The following is a 22442-nucleotide window of genomic DNA, read 5'->3' as shown; positions in this document are numbered from 1 at the left end:
GGGGTCAGGCCAGGCCGGTGCCGGTGAGGTGGGTGAAGGCGGCGGTGATGCGGGGGCGGTCGTAGCCCGCCGGTCCCGTGGCGCCGCTGGAGAGGAGGGCGTGCAGCAGGAGGCGGGCCTTGGCGGGGTCCAGGGGGCCGGCCGGGATGAGGCCGCGGCTGAGGACGTCGTGTTCGGAGCCGGGGCCGCGGTAGGTGTGGGTGAGGGTGTGGCCGGCTCCCGTGCGGGAGGCGAGGACGACGGGGATGCGGGCAGCGAGCCGCTCCAGGGGCTCGACCAGCCGGGTCGGGACGTGTCCGGCTCCGAAGGCGGCCAGGACCAGACCGTCGAAGCGGTTCTCCAGGCCGTCGAGGAGCTCGCCGCGGTCGCCGAGGGAGAGGGTGACGAGGGCGACCCGTACCTCCGGGTCGAGCCGCAGGGGGCAGGGCGCCGAGGGGACCGCGGGCCGGAGCAGGATCCGGGGTTCGCCCTCGACGACGGAGCCGAGGGGGCCGGCGCCCGGTGAGGCGAAGGTGGCCACGGAGGTGGTGTGGGTCTTGCGGACGTGCCGGGCGGCGTGGATCTCGTCGGCGAACACGACGAGGACGCCGAGGTCACGGCAGGCCGGGTCGGCGGCCGCGGCGATCGCCGCCGCGAGGTTGGCGGGGCCGTCGGCGCCGGGGAGGTCGGGCCGGCGCATGGCGCCGGTGACGACGACCGGTTCGCTGGTCGGGCACAGCAGGTCGAGGAGGAACGCGGTCTCCTCCAGGGTGTCGGTGCCCTGGACCACGACGACCCCGGAGCCCTCCGCCACGGTGCGGCGCACCTCGTCGGCGAGGGCGGCGAGGTCGTCGAAGGAGAGGGAGGAGCTGGGGAGGCGGCGGAAGTCGCGCAGCCGTACGTCGGGCCCGCCGGCCGGGGCGCCGGAGGCGGGGCTCGCCGTACCGGCCGGGGTGCCGGAGGCGGGGCTGGCCGTACCCGCCGTACCCGGGGAGACGGGACCCGCCGTACCGGAAGCGGGGATCGCCGCACCCGCCGTACCGGAGGCGGCCGCCGCCGCACCCGCCGGAGTGCCGGAGGCGGGACCCGCCGTATCCGCCGTACCCGCCGCACCGGTCGTGCCGGCGAGTCCCAGGCCTGCCAGGACCTCCGTGCCCGTCATCCGCGTCGCGGCGCCGCCTCGTGCGGAGATCGTCCCGCCCAGCGTGAAGACCGTGACGAGGCCCATCAGCGCGTGCCGTCAGCGATGGTCTCGTGGTGGCGGATGACCTCCGCGATGATGAAGTTCAGCAGCTTCTCGGCGAACGCCGGGTCCAGTTTCGCGTTCTCGGCCAGCTCGCGCAGCCGGGTGATCTGGCGGGCCTCGCGGTCCGGGTCGGCGGGCGGCAGCTGGTGCTCGGCCTTGAGGACGCCGACCTGCTGGGTGCACTTGAAGCGCTCGGCGAGCATGTGGACGACCGCCGCGTCGATGTTGTCGATGCTCTCGCGCAGCCGGTTCAGTTCCGCTCGTACGGTCTCGTCGATCTCGCTCATGAGCAGCGAGCTTAGACGGACCGGGAGCCGATCGTCGGTGGGTGGTCGGGATCCGGGACGCGGTTGCTCCAGCCGCCCGGCACGGTCCTGCCCTGCTGTTCGCGGAAGCGGACGGGGGCGGTGCCGACCCGGCGGGTGAAGAGCCGGGAGAAGTAGGCCGGGTCGTCGTAGCCGACGCGGCGGGCGACCGCGGCGACGGGCAGGTCGGTGGCGGCGAGGAGCTCCTTGGCGCGGCCGAGGCGCAGGGAGAGGAGGTAGTCCTTGGGGCTGCATCCGGCGGCCCGGCGGACGGCGGTGCGCAGTTCGGTGGGCGTCATGCCGTGCCGGGCGGCGTGCTCGGCGACGGACAGGGGCCGGAAGGCGTCGCGGGCGAGGGCGGTGAGGACGGGGTCGCCGTCGGCGTTGGTGTCGGCGCGGGAGCGGCGCAGGGCGACGAGGAGTTCGTGGACGGCGGCACCGGTCTCGACCTCCAGGAGGGGGTTGCCGTGCCGTGCCGCGCGGACGATGCGGCCGATGGCGGCCCGGGCCGCGGCGGCGTCGGAGAGCGGGACCACGGGCCGGTCGGGCTCGATGTAGCCGAGTTCGGTGTAGGTGGCGGTGGCGGGTCCGGCGAAGTCGACGAAGGACTCGTCCCAGCCGGTTCCGGGGTCGGCGGAGTAGTGGTGGGGCACGCCGGGGGTGAGCCAGATCAGGGCGGGCGCGGTGACGGTGGTGCGGCGGCCGTCGGTGCCGAGGTACCAGCCGCTGCCCGCGCTGACGACGACGGCGACGTGGTGGTCGAGGGTGCGCGGGCCGACGGTGGGGAGGGCGCCGTGCTGCAGGCCGACGCCGAGGCAGACGAGCCCGAGGCGGTGGTGGACCGGGCTGGGCGTGAAGTAGCGCATCCAGGTGTGGTACATCGGGCCCACGCCTCCCTCTGACGTCTCCGCGGCCTGCGCTCCTTCTCCCCCGCCCGGGCCGGCTCTCCTTGCGTCCAATCAGCGACGATCTTTGTCCATGGACCGGTCCGCCGCCAGAGGGCGAGGGTGAGGGCATGAGCACGTTCGCTGTGGGTGACGAGGATTTCCTCCTGGACGGGCGGCCGGTCCGGCTGCTGTCGGGGGCGCTGCACTACTTCCGGGTGCACGAGGGGCAGTGGGAGCACCGGCTGGGGATGCTCCGAGCGATGGGGCTCAACTGCGTCGAGACGTACGTCCCGTGGAATCTGTACGAGGCGGAGCCGGGCCGGTACGGGGACGTGGCGGCGCTCGGCCGCTTCCTGGACGCGGTGGAGCGGGCCGGTCTGTGGGCGATCGTGCGGCCGGGCCCGTACATCTGCGCCGAGTGGGAGAACGGCGGGTTCCCGCACTGGCTGACGGGCCGGCTGGGGCGGCGGGTGCGGACCGAGGACGCCGCGTACCTGGCGCATGTGGACCGCTGGTTCGGGGTGCTGCTCCCGCAGGTGGTGGAGCGGCAGATCGACCGGGGCGGCCCGGTGGTGCTGGTGCAGGTGGAGAACGAGTACGGGAGCTACGGCTCCGACCAGGGCTATCTGCGCCATGTGGCGGAGCTGCTGCGGGGGCTGGGGGTGAGCGTGCCGCTGTTCACCTCGGACGGGCCCGAGGACCACATGCTGACCGGCGGTTCGGTGCCGGGCGTCCTCGCCACGGCGAACTTCGGCTCGGGGGCGCGGGAGGCGTTCGCGGCGCTGCGGCGGCACCGGCCGTCGGGGCCGCTGATGTGCATGGAGTTCTGGTGCGGCTGGTTCGACCACTGGGGTACGGAGCGTTCCGTCCGCGATGCCGGGGACGCGGCGGCGGTGTTGCGGGAGATCCTGGAGTGCGGGGCGTCGGTCAATCTGTACATGGCGCACGGGGGGACGAACTTCGCGGGCTGGGCGGGGGCGAACCGGGCCGGCGCGCTGCACGAGGGGGAGCTGCGGCCGACGGTGACCTCGTACGACTACGACGCGCCGGTGGACGAGGCGGGGTTGCCGACGGAGAAGTACTGGCGGTTCCGCGAGGTGCTCGCGGCGTTCGCGCGGGAGCCGCTGCCGGAGGTGCCGGAGCCGCCGCGGCGGATCGCGGGCCCGGCGGGCTCGGCCCCCGTCGAGTGGGCGCCGCTGCCGGAGGTCCTGGAACTCCTCGGCGACGCGGAGTGGAGCGGTCCGCTGCCGCCGTCCTTCGAGGAGCTGGGGGTGGACCGGGGGCTCGTCCGCTACCGCCTGGAGATCCCCGGGCCCCGGCAGCCGTATCCCCTGTCCGTCACCGGGTTGCGCGACCGGGCGGTGGTGTACGTGGACGGGGCGCGGGCGGGGGTCCTGACGGCGGAGGACGCGGAGCTCGCGGAGCCGGTGGCCGGGCCGGCGGTGGTGGAGCTGTGGGTGGAGTCGCTGGGCCGGGTGAACTACGGGCCGCGCCAGGCGGAGTCCAAGGGGATCACGGGCGGGGTGCGGCACGAGCGGCAGTACGTGCACGGGGTGCGGGCGCGGGGGCTGCGGCTCGACGCCTTCGACGCGCCGGCGGTCGGGAAGGTGCCGTTCCGGCCGGTGACCGGGGGCGGGGCGGACGGGGTGGGGCCGGGCGGGGCGGGTGCGGGTGGCGGGGCCGGGGTGGGGCCCGGGCTCTACCGGGCGGTGGTGGAGGTGGCCGGGCCGGCGGGTGACGCGGCGCTGTCGCTGCCGGGTTGGGGGCGCGGATTCGTCTGGGTCAACGGCTTCTGCCTGGGCCGGTACTGGAACATCGGCCCGCAGGACTCGCTGTACACCCCCGGGCCGGTGCTGCGGGAGGGCGCCAACGAGGTGTGGGTGCTGGAGCTGGAGGGCGGCGCTCCCGCGCCCCGGGTGGAGCTGGCGTAGCGGGCGGAGGCGGTGCGGAGGCCTGGGGTCCGGGCACGGCCCGGGGCGCGGAGGCCTGGGGGCCGGGGTCCGGGTGTCACGGGCCTGGGCGGGCCGGATGGCGCGCGTACGCCCGGGGGCGGGCCCAGCCCCCGGGCGTACGGGTCATGCCGATGAGGCGTCGGGGGACGACGCGTCAGAGGGTGGCCGCGGCGGACTTGATGGCGGCGGCGAACGTCGACACCTCGGTGTAGACGCCGGGGTAGCCGGGCCGTGCGCAGCCCTCGCCCCAGCTCACGATGCCGACCTGGATCCAGGCGCCGGCGTTGTCGCGGCGGAACATCGGGCCGCCCGAGTCACCCTGGCAGGTGTCCACGCCGCCCTGGTTGAACCCGGCGCAGATCTCCTCGCCGGGCACCAGGTCACTGCCGTACGCCGACTGGCAGGAGGCGTCCGAGACGAACGGGACCGTCGCCTTGCGCAGGTACCGCTGCTGCGCGCCGCCCTCGCGGGTGGCGCCCCAGCCGGCGACCGTGAAGGTGCCGCTGTTGTACGCGGTCGTCTCGGCGATCTTGAGCGTGGGCACCGAGGTGATCGGCGAGGCGAGCTTGATCAGGGCCCAGTCCTTGCCCTTGCCGTTGTAGCCGGGGGCCTGGAGGACCTTGGTCGACCGGACCTTGACGGCGCTGCTGCTCTGCAGGTCCACGACTCCGGCGGTGGCGGTGATGCTGGTGTTGTTGCCGGAGCCGTTCACACAGTGGGCGGCGGTGAGCACGATCTGCGGGGTCAGCATCGAGCCGCCACAGCCCATGGAGAGCCTGACCATCCAGGGGAACTCGCCCTGGGCGGCGCGGGTGCCGCCGACGACGGGCGCCGGCGCGGCGGAGGCGGTGCTGGGCTGGAGGCTGACGGCGGCGAGGACGACGGCACCGGCGGCGGCGATTCTCTGAAGCGCGCGGACGATCCTGTTCTTCTGCAAGTGTCTGCCTTTCATGGGGGGTTGAGCCTTGATGGCATGAGCCCGTCAAGGCGTGGTCCGGATTATGGACAAGGCGTCGTGGGGGCCACAAGCACCTGTTTTCGGCCAGGCGAACGAAGCCCGGGGCCCCGTAGAGTGGGAGAAAGGGGGTCCGGCGTGCCGAACGGTAACGAAGTCGTCCACGGGTTTCCGCATCTCGACACGGTCCGCGCCGCGATCACCGCGTTGTACCGCCGACTGTCAGCGGACGGAGTAAGGCGGTACGCCACGAGCGTCGCCCCGACGGACGTGGCATTCGGGGAGGACGACGAGCTCCATACGGGGGCCCAGCGGGTCGCCGCGGCGCTGGTACGGCACCTGGGACTGCCGGGACTCCCCCGGGCGCGGATGGTCGTCAGCTTCCGCGCGATGGAGCACGCCGCGAGCGTCGAGCTGGCGGCCGGGCCGGAGTACTTCATCGAGCTGAACGACCGCTTCCGGCGGCACCGCAGGGACGTCGGGGCGGCGCTGGCCCACGAGATCACCCATGTGCTCCTGCACCGCCTCGACCTGGGCTTCCCCGACCCCGCCGAGAACGAGATCCTCACGGACGTCGTCACCACCTACCTGGGCGCCGGGTGGCTGCTGCTCGACGCCTTCCGGGAGGACGCGGTGTCGAGCCAGAAGCTGGGATATCTGACGCCGGAGGAGTTCGGCTACGTCCTCGCCAAGCGCGCGGAGGTCTTCGGCGAGGACCCCTCGCCCTGGTTCACCAGCGTCGCGGGGTACGAGGCGTGGACGCGGGGCCGGGAGCAGGCCGCCCGGGACGGACGGCGGCCGCCGCTGGAGGCGGCCGGCTGGGCGGCGCGGCACCGCTACGCCCTGGAGCGGCGCCACGGCACGGCCGGCGCGGGCGCGTCGTACGCCTTCGAGGGCACGGGCGGGTCGATGCGGGTCGCCTTCGCCTGCCCCGTCTGCTGGCAGCGGCTCCGGGTGCCGGCCGGGCGCCGGCTCCGGGCGAGGTGCCGCGTGTGCGAAACCGTCCTCGCCTGCGCGTCCTGACGGCGCGGGGCCTCGGGCGGCCCGGCTGCCCGGATGCCCGGCTGCCCGGCGGTCCGCTCACGGGCCACGGCGTGGCGGGCCCCCGGCCGCGCGACACGCCGGGGCCCCGGGGGTGCGGGACGTAATGATTTGCGTCGTTCGGCCGGCCCGGGTGAGGGTCGGTGGATGAGCACGTTGTTCGAAGGGATCCACGACGGTGATGTCGACGCCGTCGTACGGGCGTTGCGGAGCGGGGAGCCGGCCGAGGCCGACCAGGACGGGGAGACCGCGCTGTACCGGGCCGCGCTGGCCGACGAGCCGGGGATCGTCCGGGTGCTGCTCGCCGCCGGGGCCGATCCTGCGCGGGGCGGTGGGGCGGAGGGCGGGGACCTGGCCCTGTGCGCGGCGGCCTGCGGCGGACACGCCGAGGTGGCGCGGGCGCTCCTCGCCGCCGGGGCGCGCCCCGACCAGGAGGAAGCGTACGGCTTCACGGCCATGGCGTGGGCCGTGCGGCTCGGCCACGCCGAGACCGTCCGGGTCCTCCTGGAACACGGCGCGGACCCGGACCGGCCCGGACCCGACGGGCTGCCGCCGCTCGTGGCGGCCGCCCGCCGCGGATCCACGTCGAGCGTGCGGGCGCTCCTCGACCACGGCGCGGCCGCCCGGGAGGACGCGCTCCACGAGGCGCGCCGCTGGATCGGCGTGGACGTCGCGGCGGCCGTGCTGCGCGGGCTGCTCGACGCGTACGGCTCCCAGCCGTACGAAGCCGTCGTCCGCCGCGTACGGGAGGACGGCGGAATCACCGTCGTCGTCGACCTGCTGCGCCCGGACGGCACCCCGGGCAGCGGCAACGAACAGCAGACCGGCCACGCGGCGATCGCCACCCTCCTGGAGACCGCGCTCGGGATCCGCGTACCGCCCGAGGAACTGGCCGCGCGGGCCCTGCGGTGCGAGGACCCCGAACTCGACGACTGGACCGAGGCGGTTGCGGCGCTGGCCGGGCGCGGCGACGAGGAGACCTTCCGCGCGGCCGCGGCGTGGTGCGCGGCCGACGACGGCCTGCGGCGCGCTCTCGGCGCCTCCGTCCTGGGATCCCTGGAGGGCTTCACGGCCCCGTCCCTCGCCGTCCTGTGCCGCCTGGCGGCGGAGACGGCGAAGGGGGTGGGGGCCGCGGGCCGGGCCCCGGCCTCGGACAGCGCGCCCGGGCGGGTCGCCTCACCCCCGGCGGACCCCGCCGACCCGGCCGGGCGCGCCGGGCGGGAGCCGGCGCTGGCCGTGGTCACGGCGCTCGGGCGGGTCGCCTCACCCACGGCGGACGCGGCGGGGCCGGGCGGGGAGCCGGAGGGGCTGGCGGAGTTGTCGGCGTTCGCCGCGCATCCCGACGCCGAGGTGCGACGGGCACTCGCGACCGCGCTCACCGGGCTTGTACCGGCCGGGCACGCGCCGGCGCTCGACATCCTCCTCGCGCTGAGCCGGGACCACGACTCCCGCGTACGGGACTGGGCGACGCTGGCCCTCGCGGAGGTGCCCGGGGACACGCCCGCCCTGCGGGAGGCGCTGGCGGCCCGGCTGGGCGACGCCGACCCCGACGTGGTCGCGGAGGCGGCCCGCGGCCTGGCGATGCGTCAGGACCCGCGCGCGACCGAGACCCTGGCCGCCCTCCTCGCGGACGGCACGCGGGACGGCACGGCCCGCGAGACGGCCCTCGCCGCGCTGGAGTTCGTCCGGGACGAGCGCGTCAGGAACCGGCTGGAGTGGACGAGCCCCCGATGCCGCTGACCGCGGGCGCAGCCCCCTGGCCGGGTCCGCGCCGCCGGGCCCGCGGGACGGCCTTCGCCGTGCGGGACGAGCGCGTCAGGAACCGGGCTGGAGTGGACGGGGCCCCGATCCTGCTGACCGCGGGCGCGGTCCCCCGGCCGGGTCCGCGCCGCCGGGCCCGCGAGACGGCCCTCGCCGCGCCGGAGTTCGTCCGGACCGGCGCGCGCCCGGCTCGCGGGACGCCGCTCGGCGCACGGGAGCCCCTCCGGACCGGCGCATAACGAACCGGCTGGAATGGACGGTGGCCCTGGTGCCGCTGACCGCGGGCGCGGTCCCCCGGCCGGGCCCGCAGACGGCCCTCGCCGCGCCGGAGTCCGTCCGGACCGACGCGCGACCGGCTCGCGGGACGCCGCTCGGCGCACGGGAGTCCCTCCGGACCGGCACGCAAGGAACCGGCTGGAGTGGACGGGGCCCCGGTGCCGCTGACCGCGGGCGCGGTCCCCCGGCCGGATTCACGCCGCCGGGCCCGCGAGACGGCCCTCGCCGCGCTGCAGTTCGTCCGGGACGAGCGCGTCAGGAACCGGCTGGAGTGGGCGGCGGCCCTGGCGCCGCTGACCGCGGGCGCGACCCCGACGGCCGAGTCCCCACGACCGGGACCCCAGCCAGGTCCACACCGGGGCCGCGCCGCCACCGGCCCCGGCCCCGCGACCTGCACCACCCGGCCCGGCCCGCCCCGCCCGGCCCGCGACGCGGCCTCTCCCGAGCCGAGTTCGCGGCTCGGGTGCGGTCCGCCCGCCTGGGGGGTACGCCCGCACCCCCGCCCCGCATCCCCGACCCGCCTCCCCCCACCCCGTACACGCTCCCCTCGCCCTACGCCCCGTACACCGCCCCCGGCGGCTCCGCCTCCCCCAGGAGCTTCAGGGCCGTCTCACCGGCCTCGGCGGGGGTCCAGCGTGCGCCCTTGTCCGCCGTCGGGCCCGGGCGCCAGCCCTCCATGACGGTGATGCGGCCGGCCTCCGCCTCGAAGACCCGGCCGGTCACGCCGGCCGAGGCGGCCGAGCCCAGCCAGACGACCAGCGGGGAGACGTCCTCCGGGACGCCCGCCAGGTCCGCGAAGGCCTGTTCGGTCATCCGGGTCCGGGCCGCCGGGGCGACGGCGTTGACGTGGACCCCGTACCGGCCCGTCTCCGCCGCCGCGACCAGCGTCAGGCCGACGATCCCCGCCTTCGCCGCCGCGTAGTTCCCCTGCCCCACGCTCCCCAGCAGCCCCGCGCCCGACGTCGTGTTGACGACCCGTGCGGCGACCGCGCGGCCCGCCTTGGCCTCGGCCCGCCAGTGGGCGGCGGCCTGCCGCAGCGGCAGGAAGTGGCCCTTCAGGTGCACCCGCATGACGGCGTCCCAGTCGTCCTCGCCGAGGTTGACGAGCATCCGGTCACGCAGGAACCCGGCGTTGTTGACGAGGGTGTCGAGCCGTCCGTACACGTCCAGCGCGGTGGCGATCAGCGAGGCCGCGCCCTCCTCCGTGGCGATGTCCCCGCCGTGGGCCACGGCGTCGCCACCGGCCGCCCGGATCTCCTCGACGACCCGCCGGGCCGGCGACCCGGCCGCGGATCCCTCCCTCGGGGCGCCGTCGAGCGCCACCCCCAGGTCGTTGACGACGACCTTCGCGCCCTCCGCCGCGAAGCCGAGGGCGTGGGCGCGGCCCAGCCCCCGTCCTCCGCCGGTCACGATCACGACCCGCCCCTCGCACATGCCCCTACCGGCCATCTCGGCTCTCCCCGCTCTCCTTGTTGACGTTCGCGGCATCCAGGAAGGCGGGCCGCTCCCCGCCCCCGTGCACCAGCAGTGAGGCCCCCGAGACGTACGCGGCGCGTGCGGAGGCGAGGAAGACGGCGGCCTCACCGACGTCCGAGGGTTCGGCGAGGCGGCCCAGCGGGACCGTCGCGCCGACTGCCGCGATCCCGGCCTCGTCGCCGTAGTGCAGATGGGACAGTTCGGTGCGGACCATGCCGAGGACGAGGGTGTTGACCCGGACGTGCGGGGCCCACTCCACCGCCATCGAGCGGGCCAAGTGCTCCAGGCCGGCCTTCGCGGCGCCGTAGGCGGCCGTGCCCGGTGACGGCCGGGTCCCGCTGACGCTGCCGATCATGACGACCGAGCCGCGGGCCGCGCGCAGGGATCCGTACGCGGCGAGGGTGGCGGTCAGCGGCGCCGTCAGGTTGAGCGCGAGGACCCGCGCGTGGCGCGCCGCCTCGCCCCCGGCGCGGCCGCCCTCACCGCCACCACCGCCGCCACCGCCACCGCCTCCGCCGCCGTCGCCGTCGCCGTCGAGCAGCCGGTACGGCGTTCCCCCCGCGTTGTTGACCAGGACGTCGAGCCGTCCGTACCGCTCGGCGACGGCGGGGAAGAAGCCGGCGACCGCCGCCGGGTCCCGCAGGTCGAGCGGGGCGAACGCGGCCGCCCGGCCGCCGTCCTCCACCGGCGCGTCCGGTGGCCGGCGGGCGCAGACGACGACCCGCGCCCCGGCGCGCAGAAAGGCGCGGGCGATCCCGGCCCCCACCCCGCGCGTGCCGCCGGTGACGACGGCGACCCTCCCGTCCAGCTCCATCGGCTGCTACCTTCCTCAGCACGGTCACCTAACAAACGTTTGGTGGAAAGGTAGCTGATCCGCTCATGGGTGTCTCCACCTCACGCCCCGACAAGGGCGTCGCCGTCGTCACCGTCGACTTCCCGCCCGTCAACGCCCTCCCCGTGCGGGGTTGGTACGAGCTGGCCGACGCGGTCCGCACGGCCGGCCGCGACCCCGGGATCCGCTGCGTGGTCCTGGCCGCCGAGGGCCGCGGCTTCAACGCGGGCGTCGACATCAAGGAGATGCGGCGCGAGCACGGCAGCGGCCGGCACACGGCGCTCCTCGGCGCCAACCACGGCTGCGCCGAGGCCTTCGCGGCGGTGTACGGCTGCGAGGTGCCGGTCGTCGCGGCCGTCGGCGGCTTCTGCCTGGGCGGCGGCATCGGGCTCGTCGGCAACGCGGACGCGATCGTCGCCTCCGAGGACGCCACCTTCGGCCTGCCCGAGCTGGACCGGGGCGCGCTCGGCGCCGCCACGCACCTCGCCCGGCTCGTCCCGCAGCACCTGATGCGGGCGCTGTACTACACCTCCCGCACCGTCACCGCGGCCGAACTCCACGCCCACGGCTCGGTCTGGCGGGTCGTCCCGCGCGCCGGCCTCCTGGAGGCCGCGCTCGGCCTGGCACGGGAGGTCGCCGCCAAGGACGGCTCCCTGATCCGGCTCGCCAAGGCGGCCCTCAACGGCATCGACCCGGTGGACGTCCACCGCAGCTACCGCTTCGAGCAGGGCTTCACCTTCGAGGCGAACCTCAGCGGTGTCGCGGACCGGGTCCGCGACACCTTCGGAACGCCCCGGACGGGCGAGGAGGCGTCATGACCGACAAGACGATGACCCCCGAGGAGGTGGTGGGCCGGCTGCGCAGCGGCATGACCCTCGGGATCGGCGGCTGGGGCTCCCGGCGCAAGCCGATGGCCCTGGTCAGGGCGTTGCTCCGGTCCGAGATCACCGATCTCACGGTGATCTCCTGCGGCGGTCCCGACGTGGGCCTCCTCGCCGCGGCCGGCCGGATCCGCAGGCTCGTCGCGCCGTTCGCGACCCTCGACTCCATCCCCCTCGAACCGCACTTCCGGGCCGCCCGCGAGTCCGGCGCCCTCCGGCTGACGGAGCTGGACGAGGCGATGTTCATGTGGGGTCTGCACGCGGCCGCCAACCGGCTGCCGTTCCTGCCCGTCCGGGCCGGTCTCGGCTCGGACGTGATGACGGTCAACCCCGAACTGCGCACGGTCCGCTCCCCCTACGCCGGCGACGACGGCGCGTTCGAGGAGTTCGTCGCCGTGCCCGCCCTGCGGATGGACGCGGCCCTGGTCCACCTCAACCGCGCCGACCGGCTCGGCAACGCCCGGTACCTCGGCCCCGATCCCTACTTCGACGACCTGTTCTGCGAGGCCGCCGACAGCGCGTACGTCTCCTGCGAGGAGATCGTGGACGGCTTCGCCGGCGCCGTCCCGCAGACCCTCCTCGTCGGCCGCCACAGCGTCACCGGTGTCGTCGAGACCCCGAACGGCGCCCACTTCACCTCATGCGCGCCCGACTACGCCCGCGACGAGCCCTTCCAGAAGCTGTACGCGGCCACTCCCTGGCCCGTGTTCGCGGCGCGCTTCCTCTCCGGGAAGAGCGAGGACGACTACCAGCAGGCGGTCCGCGCCTGGCACGAGGAGCAGCAGTGACCCCCACCACCGCCACCCGCGCCGAGTACTGCGTCGTCGCCTGCGCGGAGGCCTGGCGCGACAACGGCGAGGTCCTCGCCGCCGCCATGGCCCCCGTCTCCTCCGTCGGCGCCCGGCTCGCCCGCCGGTCCTTCGCCCCCGACCTGCTGGTCACCGACGGCGAGGCGATGCTCGTCGGCCCCGACGGGGAGGTGGAGGGCTGGCTGCCGTACCGCCGCCACCTCACCCTGGTCACCGGCGGAAAGCGGCACGTGATGATGGGCGCGAGCCAGATCGACCGGTACGGCAACCAGAACATCTCCTGTGTCGGCGACTGGTCGCGGCCCACCCGCCAGCTCCTCGGTGTGCGGGGCGCGCCCGTCAACACCCTGAACAACCCGGTGAGTTACTGGATCCCGCGGCATTCGCCCCGGGTCTTCGTCGAGCGCGTCGACATGGTCTGCGGCGTCGGCTACGACCGTGCGGCGGCGGCCGGGGCCGGCCGGTTCCACCGGATCCCCCGGGTCGTCACGGACCTCGCCGTCCTCGACTTCGAGACGCCCGGCCGGGCGATGCGGCTCGCCTCCCTCCACCCGGGCGTGACCGTGGACCAGGTCAGGGCGGCCACCGGCTTCGAGCTGGTGATCGGCGACGAGGTGCCGTACACCCGCGACCCGACCGCCGAGGAGCTGCGGCTGATCCGCGAGGAGATCGACCCGGCCGGGCTGCGCGACCGTGAGGTCAGGGCCTGATGGAGACCGCGCTGACCCGGCTGACCGGGGTCCGGCACCCGATCGTCCAGACCGGGATGGGCTGGGTCGCCGGGCCGCGGCTCGTCTCGGCCTCGGCGAACGCGGGCGCGCTGGGCATCCTCGCGTCGGCCACGATGACCCTCGACGAGCTGCGCGCCGCGGTCCGCGAGGTGAAGTCCCGTACCGACCGGCCCTTCGGGGTGAATCTGCGCGCGGACGCGGCCGACGCCGGGGAACGGGTGCGGATCATCGTCGACGAGGAGGTGCGGGTCGCCTCCTTCGCGCTCGCCCCGTCGCGCGAGCTGATCGCGGGACTGAAGGACGCGGGCGTGGTGGTGATCCCGTCGATCGGCGCCCGGCGGCACGCCGAGAAGGTCGCCGCGTGGGGCGCGGACGCGGTGATCGTGCAGGGCGGGGAGGGCGGCGGTCACACGGGCGAGGTGGCGACCGGCGTGCTGCTGCCGCAGGTGGTGGACGCGGTCGGCATCCCGGTGATCGCGGCCGGCGGCTTCCACGACGGGCGCGGTCTGGTCGCCGCGCTCTCCTACGGGGCGGCGGGGATCGCGATGGGGACGCGGTTCCTGCTGACCTCGGACTCGACCGTGCCCGACGCGGTGAAGGCGCGGTATCTGGCGGCTACGGTCAAGGACGTCACCGTCACCACGGCCGTGGACGGGCTGCCGCACCGGATGCTCCGTACGGAGATGGTCGCCGCGCTCGAACGCGCGGGGCGGCTGCGGGCGTTGGCGCAGGCGGTACGGCGGGCGGCGGGCTTCCGGCGGATGTCGGGCCTGTCGTGGCCGAGGATGGTCCGCGACGGGCTCGCGATGCGGCACGGCAAGGACCTGTCGTGGAGCCAGGTACTGCTGGCCGCGAACACCCCGATGCTGCTGCGGGCGTCCATGGTGGAGGGCCGTACGGACCTCGGGATCATGGCGTCCGGGCAGGTCGCGGGCGTGATCGAGGACCTGCCGAGCTGCGCGGAGCTGGTCCGCAGGGTGATGGCCGAGGCCGAGGACGTCCTCCGCGGCCTGCCCTCACCGGACTGAACTCCCCGCCGGGGGCGGCGGGGGTGCCCCGGCCGGGCCGGGAGCGCGCCTGAGGCGGCGGCGCTCCGGGCCCGGGGAGGCGTCTACTGCGCGGCGCCCCGGCGGCCGCCGCCGGCCGTGCGGGTGCGGGAGGCCGGAGCGCCCGCGCCGGTGCGGCCCGCCGAGGCCGTACGCGTACGGCCGCCGGTGCCGCCACCGCCGCCGCCACCGCGGCGGGAGCGCTGGCCGCCGGCGCGGGGAGCGCCGGAGCGGGAGGCGCCGCCGCGGGCAGCGGCCGGCGGGGTGGGCTGCGGGACCTCGATGACGACCGGTATGCCGGAGGGCTCGCGGGCGCCGGTGAGGCGGGTCAGCTCCTCGTCGCTGGACTTGATCTGCGCGGTGCGCGGGCTGATGCCGGCGTTGGACATCAGCCGGCTCATGTCGCGCTTCTGCTCGGGCAGGACCAGGGTGACGACGCTGCCGGACTCGCCGGCCCGGGCGGTGCGGCCGCCGCGGTGCAGGTAGTCCTTGTGGTCGATCGGCGGGTCGACGTTGACGACCAGGTCGAGGTCGTCGACGTGGATGCCGCGGGCCGCCACGTTGGTCGCGACCAACACGGTGACCAGGCCGTTCTTGAACTGGTCCAGGGTGCGGTTGCGCTGCGGCTGGGAGCGCCCGCCGTGCAGTCCCGAGGCGCGCACGCCGCTGGCGAGGAGCCGCTTGACCAGCCGGTCCACGGCCCGCTTGGTGTCCAGGAAGAGGATCGTGCGGCCGTCGCGGGCCGCGATCCTGGTGGTGACGGCCTTCTTGTCGGTCTCGTCGGCGACGTAGAGCAGGTGGTGCTCCATCGTCGTCACCGCGCCCGCGGACGGGTCAACGGAGTGCACGACGGGGTCGGTGAGGAACATCTTGACCAGGCGGTCGATGTTCTGGTCGAGGGTGGCCGAGAACAGCATCCGCTGACCGTCCGGCTCGACCTGCTTGAGCAGGGCGACGACCTGCGGCATGAAGCCCATGTCGGCCATCTGGTCGGCCTCGTCGAGGACGGTGATGGAGACCTGGTCGAGCCGGCAGTCGCCGCGCTCGATGAGGTCCTTGAGCCGGCCGGGGGTGGCGACGAGGACCTCGGCACCACGGCGCAGGGAGTTGGCCTGCTTGGTGATGGAGAGTCCGCCGACGACCGTCGCGAGGCGGAGCTGCACGGAGGTGGCGTACGGCGCGAGGGCGTCGGTCACCTGCTGGGCGAGCTCACGGGTGGGCACCAGGACCATGGCGAGCGGGGCCTTGGGCTCGGCGCGGCGGCCCGCGGTGCGGGCGAGCAGGGCGAGGCCGAAGGCGAGGGTCTTGCCGGAGCCGGTGCGGCCGCGGCCGAGGATGTCCCGGCCGGCGAGCGAGTTCGGCAGGGTGGCGCCCTGGATCGGGAAGGGCTCGGTCACGCCCTGTGCGGCGAGCGTCTTGACGAGCGCCGGGGGCATGTCGAGGGCGTCGAAGGACTCGACGGAGGGCAGGGCGGGCGTCAGCGTCTCCGGCAGGGTGAACTCGCGCGGAGGCGGGGGCGTGGCCGGGCCACGGCCGCGCGAGGCGCCGCCCTTGCCCTTGGGGGCGCCGGAGCCGCGGCGCGGGCCGGAGCCGCCGGAGCCGGCGGAGGTGTTACGGCCGCCGGAACCGCGCGCGGGGCGGCCCGAGGCATTTCCGGACGGGGTTCCGGAGGTGGAGTCCGCGGCCCGGCGGGGCCGCTTTTCGGAGCGAGTCATACGGAAATGCCTTCCTGGGCCTGAGCACAGCACGAGCCGGGACCCGCACCTGCGCGGTGCGGGCCCCGGCTGCGAGAAACGCGTTACGGCAATCAGGCGGGGAGGATGTTCTCCGCCTGCGGGCCCTTCTGGCCCTGCGTGACGTCGAAGGTGACCTTCTGGCCTTCCTGCAGCTCACGGAAGCCGGAGGTCGCGATGTTGGAGTAGTGGGCGAAGACGTCGGCGCCGCCGCCGTCCTGCTCGATGAAGCCGAAGCCCTTTTCCGAGTTGAACCACTTCACGGTTCCAGTAGCCATGTGAATCTCCTGAATAGGTAGGGTCCCCATCCCGGAGAGTCCGGAAAACAAAATTGCGCCTGAAGGAACATTCCCGTCAGGCGCACATAAAGTTCATGGGTACCAAAACTAGCAACGGGAAGACACTAGCACGCCGTCCCGCCCGGACGGGCGGGACAGCGACGAGCGTCACATCCGCGGACCTGCGCGTCAGAGCCGTTCGATGATCGTCACGTTCGCCTGGCCGCCGCCTTCGCACATGGTCTGGAGGCCGAACCGGCCCCCGGTGCGCTCCAGTTCGTGGAGGAGGGTGGTCATCAGCTTCACTCCGGTGGCCCCCAGCGGATGGCCGAGGGCGATCGCGCCGCCGTTGACGTTCACCCGGTCGGGGTCGGCGCCGGTCTCCTTCAGCCAGGCCAGGACGACCGGGGCGAAGGCCTCATTGATCTCGACGAGGTCGATGGCGTCGATCGTCATGCCGGTCTTCTTCAGGGCGTGGGCGGTGGCCGGGATGGGGGCGGACAGCATCCGGATGGGGTCCTCGCCGCGCACCGAGAGGTGGTGGACGCGGGCGCGGGGGGTCAGCCCGTGTTCGCGGACGGCGCGCTCGCTCGCCAGCAGCATGGCCGCGGCGCCGTCGGAGACCTGGGAGGAGCAGGCGGCGGTGATGGTGCCGCCCTCGACGACCGGCGCGAGGGCGGCCATCTTCTCCGGGCCGGTGTCGCGGCGCGGGCCCTCGTCGACGGTCACGTCGCCGTAGGGCACGGTCTCCCGCGCGAAGCGTCCCTCGTCGATGGCGCGCAGCGCCCGCCGGTGCGAGCGCAGGGCGAATTCCTCCTGGTCACGCCGGGTGATGCCCCACTTGGCGGCGATCAGTTCGGCGCCGTGGAACTGGTTGACGGGCGCGTCGGCATAGCGGGCGCGCCAGCCCTCGGAGCCGGCGTAGGGGCCGTCGGTGAGGCCGAGCGGTTCGGCGGCCTGCCGGGAGGCGAAGGCGATGGGGATCATGGACATGTTCTGGGTGCCGCCGGCGACGACCAGGTCCTGGGTGCCGGAGAGGACGCCCTGGGCGGCGAAGTGGACGGCCTGCTGGGAGGAGCCGCACTGGCGGTCGACGGTGACGCCCGGGACCTCCTCGGGGAGGCCGGCCGCCAGCCAGGCCGTACGGGCGATGTCGCCGGCCTGGGGGCCGACGGTGTCCAGGCAGCCGAAGACCACGTCGTCGACGGCGGCCGGGTCGACCCCGGAGCGCGCGACGAGGGCCTTGAGGACGTGGGCGCCGAGGTCCGCCGGATGGACGGCGGCGAGTCCGCCCCTGCGGCGGCCCACCGGGGTGCGGACCGCTTCGACGATGTAGGCCTCGGGCATGGCTGCTCCTTCGCGGGGTCAGGTGCGTACGGCGATACCGTCCAGGACCATCGACAGGTACTGGCGGGCGATCTCCTCGGGGCTGTGCAGGCCCCCGGGGCGGTACCAGGACGCGGCGACCCAGACGGTGTCGCGCACGAACCGGTAGGTGAGCCGGATGTCGAGGTCGGCGCGGAAGGCCCGGGTCTCCACACCGCGTTCCAGGGTGCCGAGCCACGCCTTCTCGAACTTCTGCTGCGACGCGGAGAGGTAGTGGAAGCGGGGCAGGTCGGTGAGGTGCCGGGACTCCTTCTGGTAGATGGCGACGGCGGCGCGGTGCCGGTCGATCTCGCGGAAGGACTCGGTGACGAGGGCCTCGATGGTCTCCCGGGGGCCGAGGCCGGCGGCGAGGACGGTGTCGTACCCCTCCCACAGCTCGGTCAGGAAGGTGGAGAGGATCTCGTCGAGCATCGATTCCTTGGAATCGAAGTGGTAGTAGAGGCTGCCGGCGAGCATGCCGGCGGCGTCGGCGATCTTGCGGACGGTGGTGGCGTTGTAGCCCTGGGCGGCGAAGACCTCGGCGGCGGTGTCGAGGAGTTCGCGGCGGCGCTCGGGCGAGGGGGTCACCGGGGTCTTCCGCCGGCCGGGCGGCTTGGCGTCGGTCGCGCTGTTCGGCTTGCTGCTTGGCTGGTTCGTCGGCACGTCCCCATTCTCGTCCTACGGGTGCTGGCTGCTGACCGAGACGGTCTCGCCGGTCATGTAGGAGGAGTAGCCGCTGGCGAGGAAGACGATGACGTTGGCGACCTCCCACGGTTCGGCGTGGCGGCCGAAGGCCTCGCGGGCGGTCAGCTCGTCGAGGAGTTCCGCCGAGGTGACCTTGACCAGGTGCGGGTGCATCGCGAGCGAGGGCGCGACGGCGTTGACGCGGACGCCGTAGGCGGCCGCCTCCACCGCGGCGCAGCGGGTCAGCGCCATGACGCCGGCCTTGGCGGCGGCGTAGTGGGCCTGGCCCGCCTGGGCGCGCCAGCCGACGACGGAGGCGTTGTGGACGATCACGCCGGGGGTGCCGGTGTCCCTGAAGCGGCGCAGGGCGGCCCGGGTGCAGCGGAAGGTGCCGTTCAGGGTGACGTCGAGGACGCGGGTCCACTGCTCGTCGGTCATGTCGACGAGTTCCGCGGTGCCGCCGAGGCCGGCGTTGCCGACGACGACGTCGAGGGCGCCGTGGAGCCGGACGGCGGTGTCGAAGAGCCGCTGGACCTGGCTCTCGTCGGTGACGTCGCAGGGAACCGTGTCGACGTGGTCGACGCCGAACTCGGCGGCGAGGGCGGCGCCGGTCTCCTTCAGGCGGCGGGTGTGGGCGTCGCTGAGGAGGACCGTGGCCCCCTCCTCCAGGAACCTGCGGGCGGTGGCGCCGCCGATGCCGGCTCCGGCGGCGGCGGTGATGACGGCGGTACGGCCGGCGAGCAGGCCGTGGCCCGGGAGGTAGGCGGGGGGCGGCGGGGTCATGGGCGCGGCTCCTTGGGGAGGCCGAGCACCCGCTCGGCGATGATGTTCCGCTGGATCTCGCTCGATCCGGCGTAGACGGTGTCGGCGCGGGAGAAGAGGAACAGCCGCTGCCAGGAGTCGAGTTCGTAGGGCGCGCCGGGCAGGACGGTGGCGTCGGCGCCGCGCAGGTCCATGGCCAGTTCGCCGAGGTCGCGGTGCCAGTGCGACCAGTAGAGCTTGGCCGTGGAGGGTTCGGTCCCGCGCAGGGCGTTGGCGCGCATGGCCTGGAGTCCGGTCCAGGCGCGGGCGACGCGGTCGCGGACGAGGGGGTCGGCGAGGGCTCCGGTGTGCCGGGCGAGCGCGACGACGGCCTCGAGTTCGCGCCGGAAGCCGACCTGCTGGCCGAGGGTGGAGACGCCGCGCTCGAAGCCGAGGGTGGCCATGGCGATCCGCCAGCCGTCGCCGGGGGCGCCGACGACGTGGTCGGCGGCGGTGCGGGCGCCGTCGAAGAAGACCTCGTTGAACTCGCCGGTGCCGGTGAGCTGGGTGATGGGCCGTATCTCGACGCCGGGCTGGTCCAGGGGGACGAGGAGGTAGGAGAGCCCGGCGTGGCGGCGTGAGCCGGGCTCGGTGCGGGCGAGGACGAAGCACCACTGGGCCTCGTGGGCGAGGGAGGTCCAGATCTTCTGGCCGTGCACCGCCCAGCCGTCGCCGTCGCGGACGGCGCGGGTGCGGACGGCCGCGAGGTCGGAGCCGGCGTCCGGTTCGCTGTACCCCTGGCACCAGAGCTCCTCGACGGCCCGGATGGGCGGGAGGAAGCGGTCCTTCTGCTCCGGGGTGCCGTAGGCGAGGAGCGTGGGGCCGAGGAGCTGTTCGCCGATGTGGTTGACGCGGGCGGGGGCGTCGGCGAGGGCGTACTCCTCGTGGAAGGCGATCTGCTCCTCGATGCCCGCGCCGCGCCCGCCGTGCTCCTTCGGCCAGCCGACGCAGGTCCAGCCGTGGGCGGCCAGGTGCCGTTCCCAGGCGAGCCGTTCGGCGAAGGCCTCGTGCTCCCTGCCCGGCCCGCCGAGCCCCCGCAGGCCGGCGAACGCGCCACCGAGGTGGGTCTCCAGCCAGTCCCGTGCCTCGGCGCGGAACTCCTCGACGCTGTGCATGGCACCGCTCATGGCCGTACGTTAACCTACCAAACACTTGTTAGGGAAGGATGGCCGGATGGATCTGACGCCCACCGCCCAGGAGGAGGACTTCCGCGCCGAGGCGCGCTCCTGGCTGCGCGCCCACGTCCCCGACGAGCCGCTGCCGTCCCTGGAGACGGAGGAGGGTTTCGCGGCCCACCGCGCCTGGGAGGCGGAGCTGGCCGCCGCCCGCTGGTCAGTTGTGTCCTGGCCCGAGCGGTACGGCGGGCGGGGCGCGGACATCTTCGGATGGCTGGCCTTCGAGGAGGAGTACTACGCGGCCGGGGCGCCCGGACGGGTCTCGCAGAACGGCATCAGCCTGCTCGCCCCCACCCTCTTCGACCACGCCACCGAGGAGCAGCGAGCCCGTGTCCTGCCGGCGATGGCGACCGGCGAGACGGTCTGGGCGCAGGCCTGGTCCGAACCGGAGGCGGGCTCCGACCTCGCCTCGCTGACCTCGCGCGCGGTCCGCACGCGGGACGGCTGGCTGCTGTCGGGGCAGAAGGCGTGGTCCTCGCGGGCGGCCTTCGCCGACCGGGCCTTCGGCCTCTTCCGCAGCGATCCGGCGGCCGGCCGCCCGCACCGGGGGCTGACGTACCTGATGTTCGACCTGCGGGCCCCGGGCGTGACGGTCCGGCCCGTCGGGCGGCTCGACGGGAAGCCGGCCTTCGCCGAACTCTTCCTCGACGAGATCTTCGTGCCCGACGAGGACGTGATCGGGGAGCCCGGCCAGGGGTGGCGGATCGCGATGTCCACGACCGGCGACGAACGCGGGCTCACGCTCCGCTCCCCCGGCCGCTTCCTGGCCGCCGCGGACCGTCTCGTACGGCTCTGGCGGGCCACCGGCGAGGACCCGGCGGCGCGGGACCGGGTGGCGGACGCGGTGATCGGGGCACGGGCGTACCAGCTGTTCACGGCGGCCGGGGCCGCGCGGTTCGCGGCGGGCGGGACGATCGGGGCGGAGTCCAGCCTCAACAAGGTCTTCTGGTCGGAGTACGACCTGGCGCTGCACGAGACGGCGCTCGACCTGCTCGGGGCGGAGGGCGAGCGGGCGGACGGCGAGTGGAGCGAGGGGTACGTCTTCTCCCTGGCCGGCCCGATCTACGCCGGGACGAACGAGATCCAGCGGGACATCATCGCCGAGCGGCTGCTCGGCCTGCCGAAGGGCCGCCGCTGATGGGGTTCCTGCCGACCGCGGAGCAGCGCGCCTTCACGCGCTCGCTGGACGCGATGCTGACGGCCGCGGACACTCCGGCGGCGATACGGGCGTGGGGCGCGGGCGATCCGGCGCCGGGGCGTGCGGTGTGGGCCCGGATCGCGGAGGCGGGGGTCTTCGCGCTGCCGGTCCCGGAGGCGTACGAGGGGGTGGGGCCGCTCCCCGTCGAACTGGCCCTGGCCTTTGTGGAGCTGGGCCGCCACGCGGTCCCCGGCCCCCTGGTGGAGACGGTCGCGACGGCGGCCCTCCTGGCCGAACTGGCCCGCCGGGGCGAGCCGGCCCCGGCGAAGCGCCTGCTCCCGGGACTGGCGGCGGGCGAGACGCCGACGACCTGGGCGGCCCCGGGGCCGAGCGGGGGCGCGGCGGGCGGGGATGACGGGGACGGGCCGGAGAGGGGCAGGGGCGGGGCGGATCGGCACGGGAACGGGCCGGGCGGGCTGGTGCCTCACACGCCCTACGCGCTCGACGCCGATACCGCCGCGCTGACCTGCGTCGTCGTCGGGGACGAGCTGCGGATCGCGCCCGGGCACGGGCCGGTGCGCGCGTCCGCCGATCCGGCGCGGCGGCTCGCGCTCCCCGCCCCGGGCGGGGAGCTGCTGGCCGCCGGCCCGCCGGTGGTCGCCGCGGCCGGGCACGCCGCGCGGTGGGCGATGCTCGCGACGGCCGCCCAGTCCCTGGGGCTGGGGCTCGCGCTGCTCGACCGGACGGTGGCGTACGCGAAGCAGCGCACCCAGTTCGGAACGGCGATCGGGTCCTTCCAGGCGGTCAAGCACCGGCTGGCGGACACCCTGATCGGCCTGGAGTTCGCCCGGCCCCTGGTCCACGGAGCGGCGGTCACCTTCGAGGCCGCCGATCTGGCGGCGGCGAAGGTCGCCGCGGGCGAGGCGGCGTACGCCGCCGCACGGACCGCCCTGCAGCTCCACGGCGCCGTCGGCTACACCGAGGAGCCGGACCTCTCCCTCTGGCTCCGCAAGGCCCGCCCCCTCCGGGACGCCTGGGGCACCCCGTCCTGGTGCCGGGCCCTAGTGCTCGACGCCACCTGACGGCCGGAT

The 22442-nt window shown here is 75.1% G+C and carries 21 protein-coding genes; 9 read left to right on the top strand and 12 right to left on the bottom strand.

The window, feature by feature from the left end; all coding sequences use genetic code 11:
• Nucleotides 1–4 precede the first annotated feature (4 nt).
• Genes ACZ6RC_RS04825 through ACZ6RC_RS04815 form a run of 3 tightly spaced genes read right to left on the bottom strand, consistent with a single transcriptional unit; the run spans nucleotide 5 to nucleotide 2411 of the window.
• Nucleotides 5–1207: an asparaginase gene (locus ACZ6RC_RS04825; RefSeq protein ID WP_469579278.1), complete on the bottom strand. Its 1203-nt coding sequence runs from the start codon at nucleotides 1205–1207 to the stop codon at nucleotides 5–7.
• Nucleotides 1207–1512, bottom strand: a complete 306-nt coding sequence (locus tag ACZ6RC_RS04820; protein ID WP_391140657.1) for a chorismate mutase — start codon at nucleotides 1510–1512, stop codon at nucleotides 1207–1209. Before ACZ6RC_RS04820 ends, ACZ6RC_RS04825 begins: the two co-directional genes overlap by 1 nt.
• 11 nt (nucleotides 1513–1523) lie before the next feature.
• A complete protein-coding gene (locus ACZ6RC_RS04815) occupies nucleotides 1524–2411 on the bottom strand; it encodes a helix-turn-helix domain-containing protein (RefSeq protein WP_391140658.1) in 888 nt (295 codons plus the stop codon).
• Nucleotides 2412–2545: 134 nt separating this feature from the next.
• Here ACZ6RC_RS04815 and ACZ6RC_RS04810 point away from each other — a divergent pair, with 134 nt between their 5' ends.
• Entirely contained in the window at nucleotides 2546–4348 is a 1803-nt protein-coding gene (locus tag ACZ6RC_RS04810) for a glycoside hydrolase family 35 protein (RefSeq protein ID WP_469579275.1), read from the top strand.
• Nucleotides 4349–4523: 175 nt separating this feature from the next.
• On the opposite strand, the gene ACZ6RC_RS04805 is transcribed toward ACZ6RC_RS04810, so the two are convergent.
• Complete coding sequence (locus tag ACZ6RC_RS04805) at nucleotides 4524–5321, bottom strand: S1 family peptidase (protein WP_469579273.1); 798 nt, start codon at nucleotides 5319–5321, stop codon at nucleotides 4524–4526.
• Between the two features lie 141 nt (nucleotides 5322–5462).
• Here ACZ6RC_RS04805 and ACZ6RC_RS04800 point away from each other — a divergent pair, with 141 nt between their 5' ends.
• Together ACZ6RC_RS04800 and ACZ6RC_RS04795 are read left to right on the top strand one after the other, a co-directional pair.
• Nucleotides 5463–6347: a hypothetical protein gene (locus tag ACZ6RC_RS04800; RefSeq protein WP_469579271.1), complete on the top strand. Its 885-nt coding sequence runs from the start codon at nucleotides 5463–5465 to the stop codon at nucleotides 6345–6347.
• Nucleotides 6348–6512: 165 nt separating this feature from the next.
• Nucleotides 6513–8105: an ankyrin repeat domain-containing protein gene (locus ACZ6RC_RS04795; RefSeq protein WP_469579269.1), complete on the top strand. Its 1593-nt coding sequence runs from the start codon at nucleotides 6513–6515 to the stop codon at nucleotides 8103–8105.
• An 849-nt stretch (nucleotides 8106–8954) separates the two neighbouring features.
• On the opposite strand, the gene ACZ6RC_RS04790 is transcribed toward ACZ6RC_RS04795, so the two are convergent.
• Together ACZ6RC_RS04790 and ACZ6RC_RS04785 are read right to left on the bottom strand one after the other, a co-directional pair.
• Entirely contained in the window at nucleotides 8955–9851 is an 897-nt protein-coding gene (locus ACZ6RC_RS04790) for an SDR family oxidoreductase (RefSeq protein WP_469579267.1), read from the bottom strand.
• The gene (locus ACZ6RC_RS04785) at nucleotides 9841–10692 is read right to left on the bottom strand and encodes an SDR family oxidoreductase (protein WP_469579265.1); all 852 of its coding nucleotides are present in this window, start codon (nucleotides 10690–10692) and stop codon (nucleotides 9841–9843) included. The genes ACZ6RC_RS04790 and ACZ6RC_RS04785 overlap by 11 nt, the downstream gene beginning before the upstream one ends.
• Before the next feature lie 65 nt (nucleotides 10693–10757).
• Here ACZ6RC_RS04785 and ACZ6RC_RS04780 point away from each other — a divergent pair, with 65 nt between their 5' ends.
• Genes ACZ6RC_RS04780 through ACZ6RC_RS04765 form a run of 4 tightly spaced genes read left to right on the top strand, consistent with a single transcriptional unit; the run spans nucleotide 10758 to nucleotide 14159 of the window.
• Nucleotides 10758–11528 carry an enoyl-CoA hydratase family protein gene (locus tag ACZ6RC_RS04780; protein WP_469579263.1) on the top strand — a complete coding sequence of 257 codons (771 nt, stop codon included), beginning with the start codon at nucleotides 10758–10760 and terminating at the stop codon, nucleotides 11526–11528.
• Nucleotides 11525–12379 (top strand): CoA transferase subunit A, encoded by an 855-nt coding sequence (locus ACZ6RC_RS04775; protein ID WP_469579261.1) that lies wholly within the window; start codon nucleotides 11525–11527, stop codon nucleotides 12377–12379. The genes ACZ6RC_RS04780 and ACZ6RC_RS04775 overlap by 4 nt, the downstream gene beginning before the upstream one ends.
• Nucleotides 12376–13110 carry a CoA-transferase subunit beta gene (locus ACZ6RC_RS04770; protein ID WP_391140667.1) on the top strand — a complete coding sequence of 245 codons (735 nt, stop codon included), beginning with the start codon at nucleotides 12376–12378 and terminating at the stop codon, nucleotides 13108–13110. The genes ACZ6RC_RS04775 and ACZ6RC_RS04770 overlap by 4 nt, the downstream gene beginning before the upstream one ends.
• Entirely contained in the window at nucleotides 13110–14159 is a 1050-nt protein-coding gene (locus tag ACZ6RC_RS04765) for an NAD(P)H-dependent flavin oxidoreductase (RefSeq protein WP_453615253.1), read from the top strand. Before ACZ6RC_RS04770 ends, ACZ6RC_RS04765 begins: the two co-directional genes overlap by 1 nt.
• Nucleotides 14160–14242: 83 nt before the next feature.
• Here the strand turns inward: ACZ6RC_RS04765 and ACZ6RC_RS04760 are convergent, their stop codons facing one another.
• From ACZ6RC_RS04760 to ACZ6RC_RS04735, 6 genes are all read right to left on the bottom strand, one after another.
• The gene (locus tag ACZ6RC_RS04760) at nucleotides 14243–15892 is read right to left on the bottom strand and encodes a DEAD/DEAH box helicase (RefSeq protein WP_391140669.1); all 1650 of its coding nucleotides are present in this window, start codon (nucleotides 15890–15892) and stop codon (nucleotides 14243–14245) included.
• A gap of 92 nt (nucleotides 15893–15984) precedes the next feature.
• The gene (locus tag ACZ6RC_RS04755; protein WP_005318814.1) at nucleotides 15985–16188 is read right to left on the bottom strand and encodes a cold-shock protein; all 204 of its coding nucleotides are present in this window, start codon (nucleotides 16186–16188) and stop codon (nucleotides 15985–15987) included.
• Nucleotides 16189–16377: 189 nt separating this feature from the next.
• The gene (locus ACZ6RC_RS04750) at nucleotides 16378–17535 is read right to left on the bottom strand and encodes an acetyl-CoA C-acetyltransferase (RefSeq protein ID WP_391140670.1); all 1158 of its coding nucleotides are present in this window, start codon (nucleotides 17533–17535) and stop codon (nucleotides 16378–16380) included.
• A gap of 18 nt (nucleotides 17536–17553) precedes the next feature.
• Complete coding sequence (locus tag ACZ6RC_RS04745; RefSeq protein WP_391141195.1) at nucleotides 17554–18141, bottom strand: TetR/AcrR family transcriptional regulator; 588 nt, start codon at nucleotides 18139–18141, stop codon at nucleotides 17554–17556.
• Nucleotides 18142–18231: 90 nt separating this feature from the next.
• Nucleotides 18232–19020 carry an SDR family oxidoreductase gene (locus tag ACZ6RC_RS04740; RefSeq protein ID WP_469579258.1) on the bottom strand — a complete coding sequence of 263 codons (789 nt, stop codon included), beginning with the start codon at nucleotides 19018–19020 and terminating at the stop codon, nucleotides 18232–18234.
• Nucleotides 19017–20153: an acyl-CoA dehydrogenase family protein gene (locus tag ACZ6RC_RS04735; RefSeq protein WP_469579450.1), complete on the bottom strand. Its 1137-nt coding sequence runs from the start codon at nucleotides 20151–20153 to the stop codon at nucleotides 19017–19019. Before ACZ6RC_RS04735 ends, ACZ6RC_RS04740 begins: the two co-directional genes overlap by 4 nt.
• Before the next feature lie 58 nt (nucleotides 20154–20211).
• Between ACZ6RC_RS04735 and ACZ6RC_RS04730 the strand changes: the two genes are divergently transcribed.
• Entirely contained in the window at nucleotides 20212–21351 is a 1140-nt protein-coding gene (locus ACZ6RC_RS04730) for an acyl-CoA dehydrogenase family protein (RefSeq protein WP_469579256.1), read from the top strand.
• Nucleotides 21351–22433, top strand: coding sequence for an acyl-CoA dehydrogenase family protein (locus tag ACZ6RC_RS04725; RefSeq protein WP_469579254.1), 1083 nt, complete (start codon nucleotides 21351–21353; stop codon nucleotides 22431–22433). Before ACZ6RC_RS04730 ends, ACZ6RC_RS04725 begins: the two co-directional genes overlap by 1 nt.
• The last annotated feature ends 9 nt before the right edge of the window (nucleotides 22434–22442 follow it).

It is taken from the genome of Streptomyces sp. NPDC048353 (assembly GCF_055587165.1).
The sequence above is the reverse complement of the archived record's forward strand: the minus strand, read 5'-3'. Positions and strand labels throughout refer to the sequence as shown.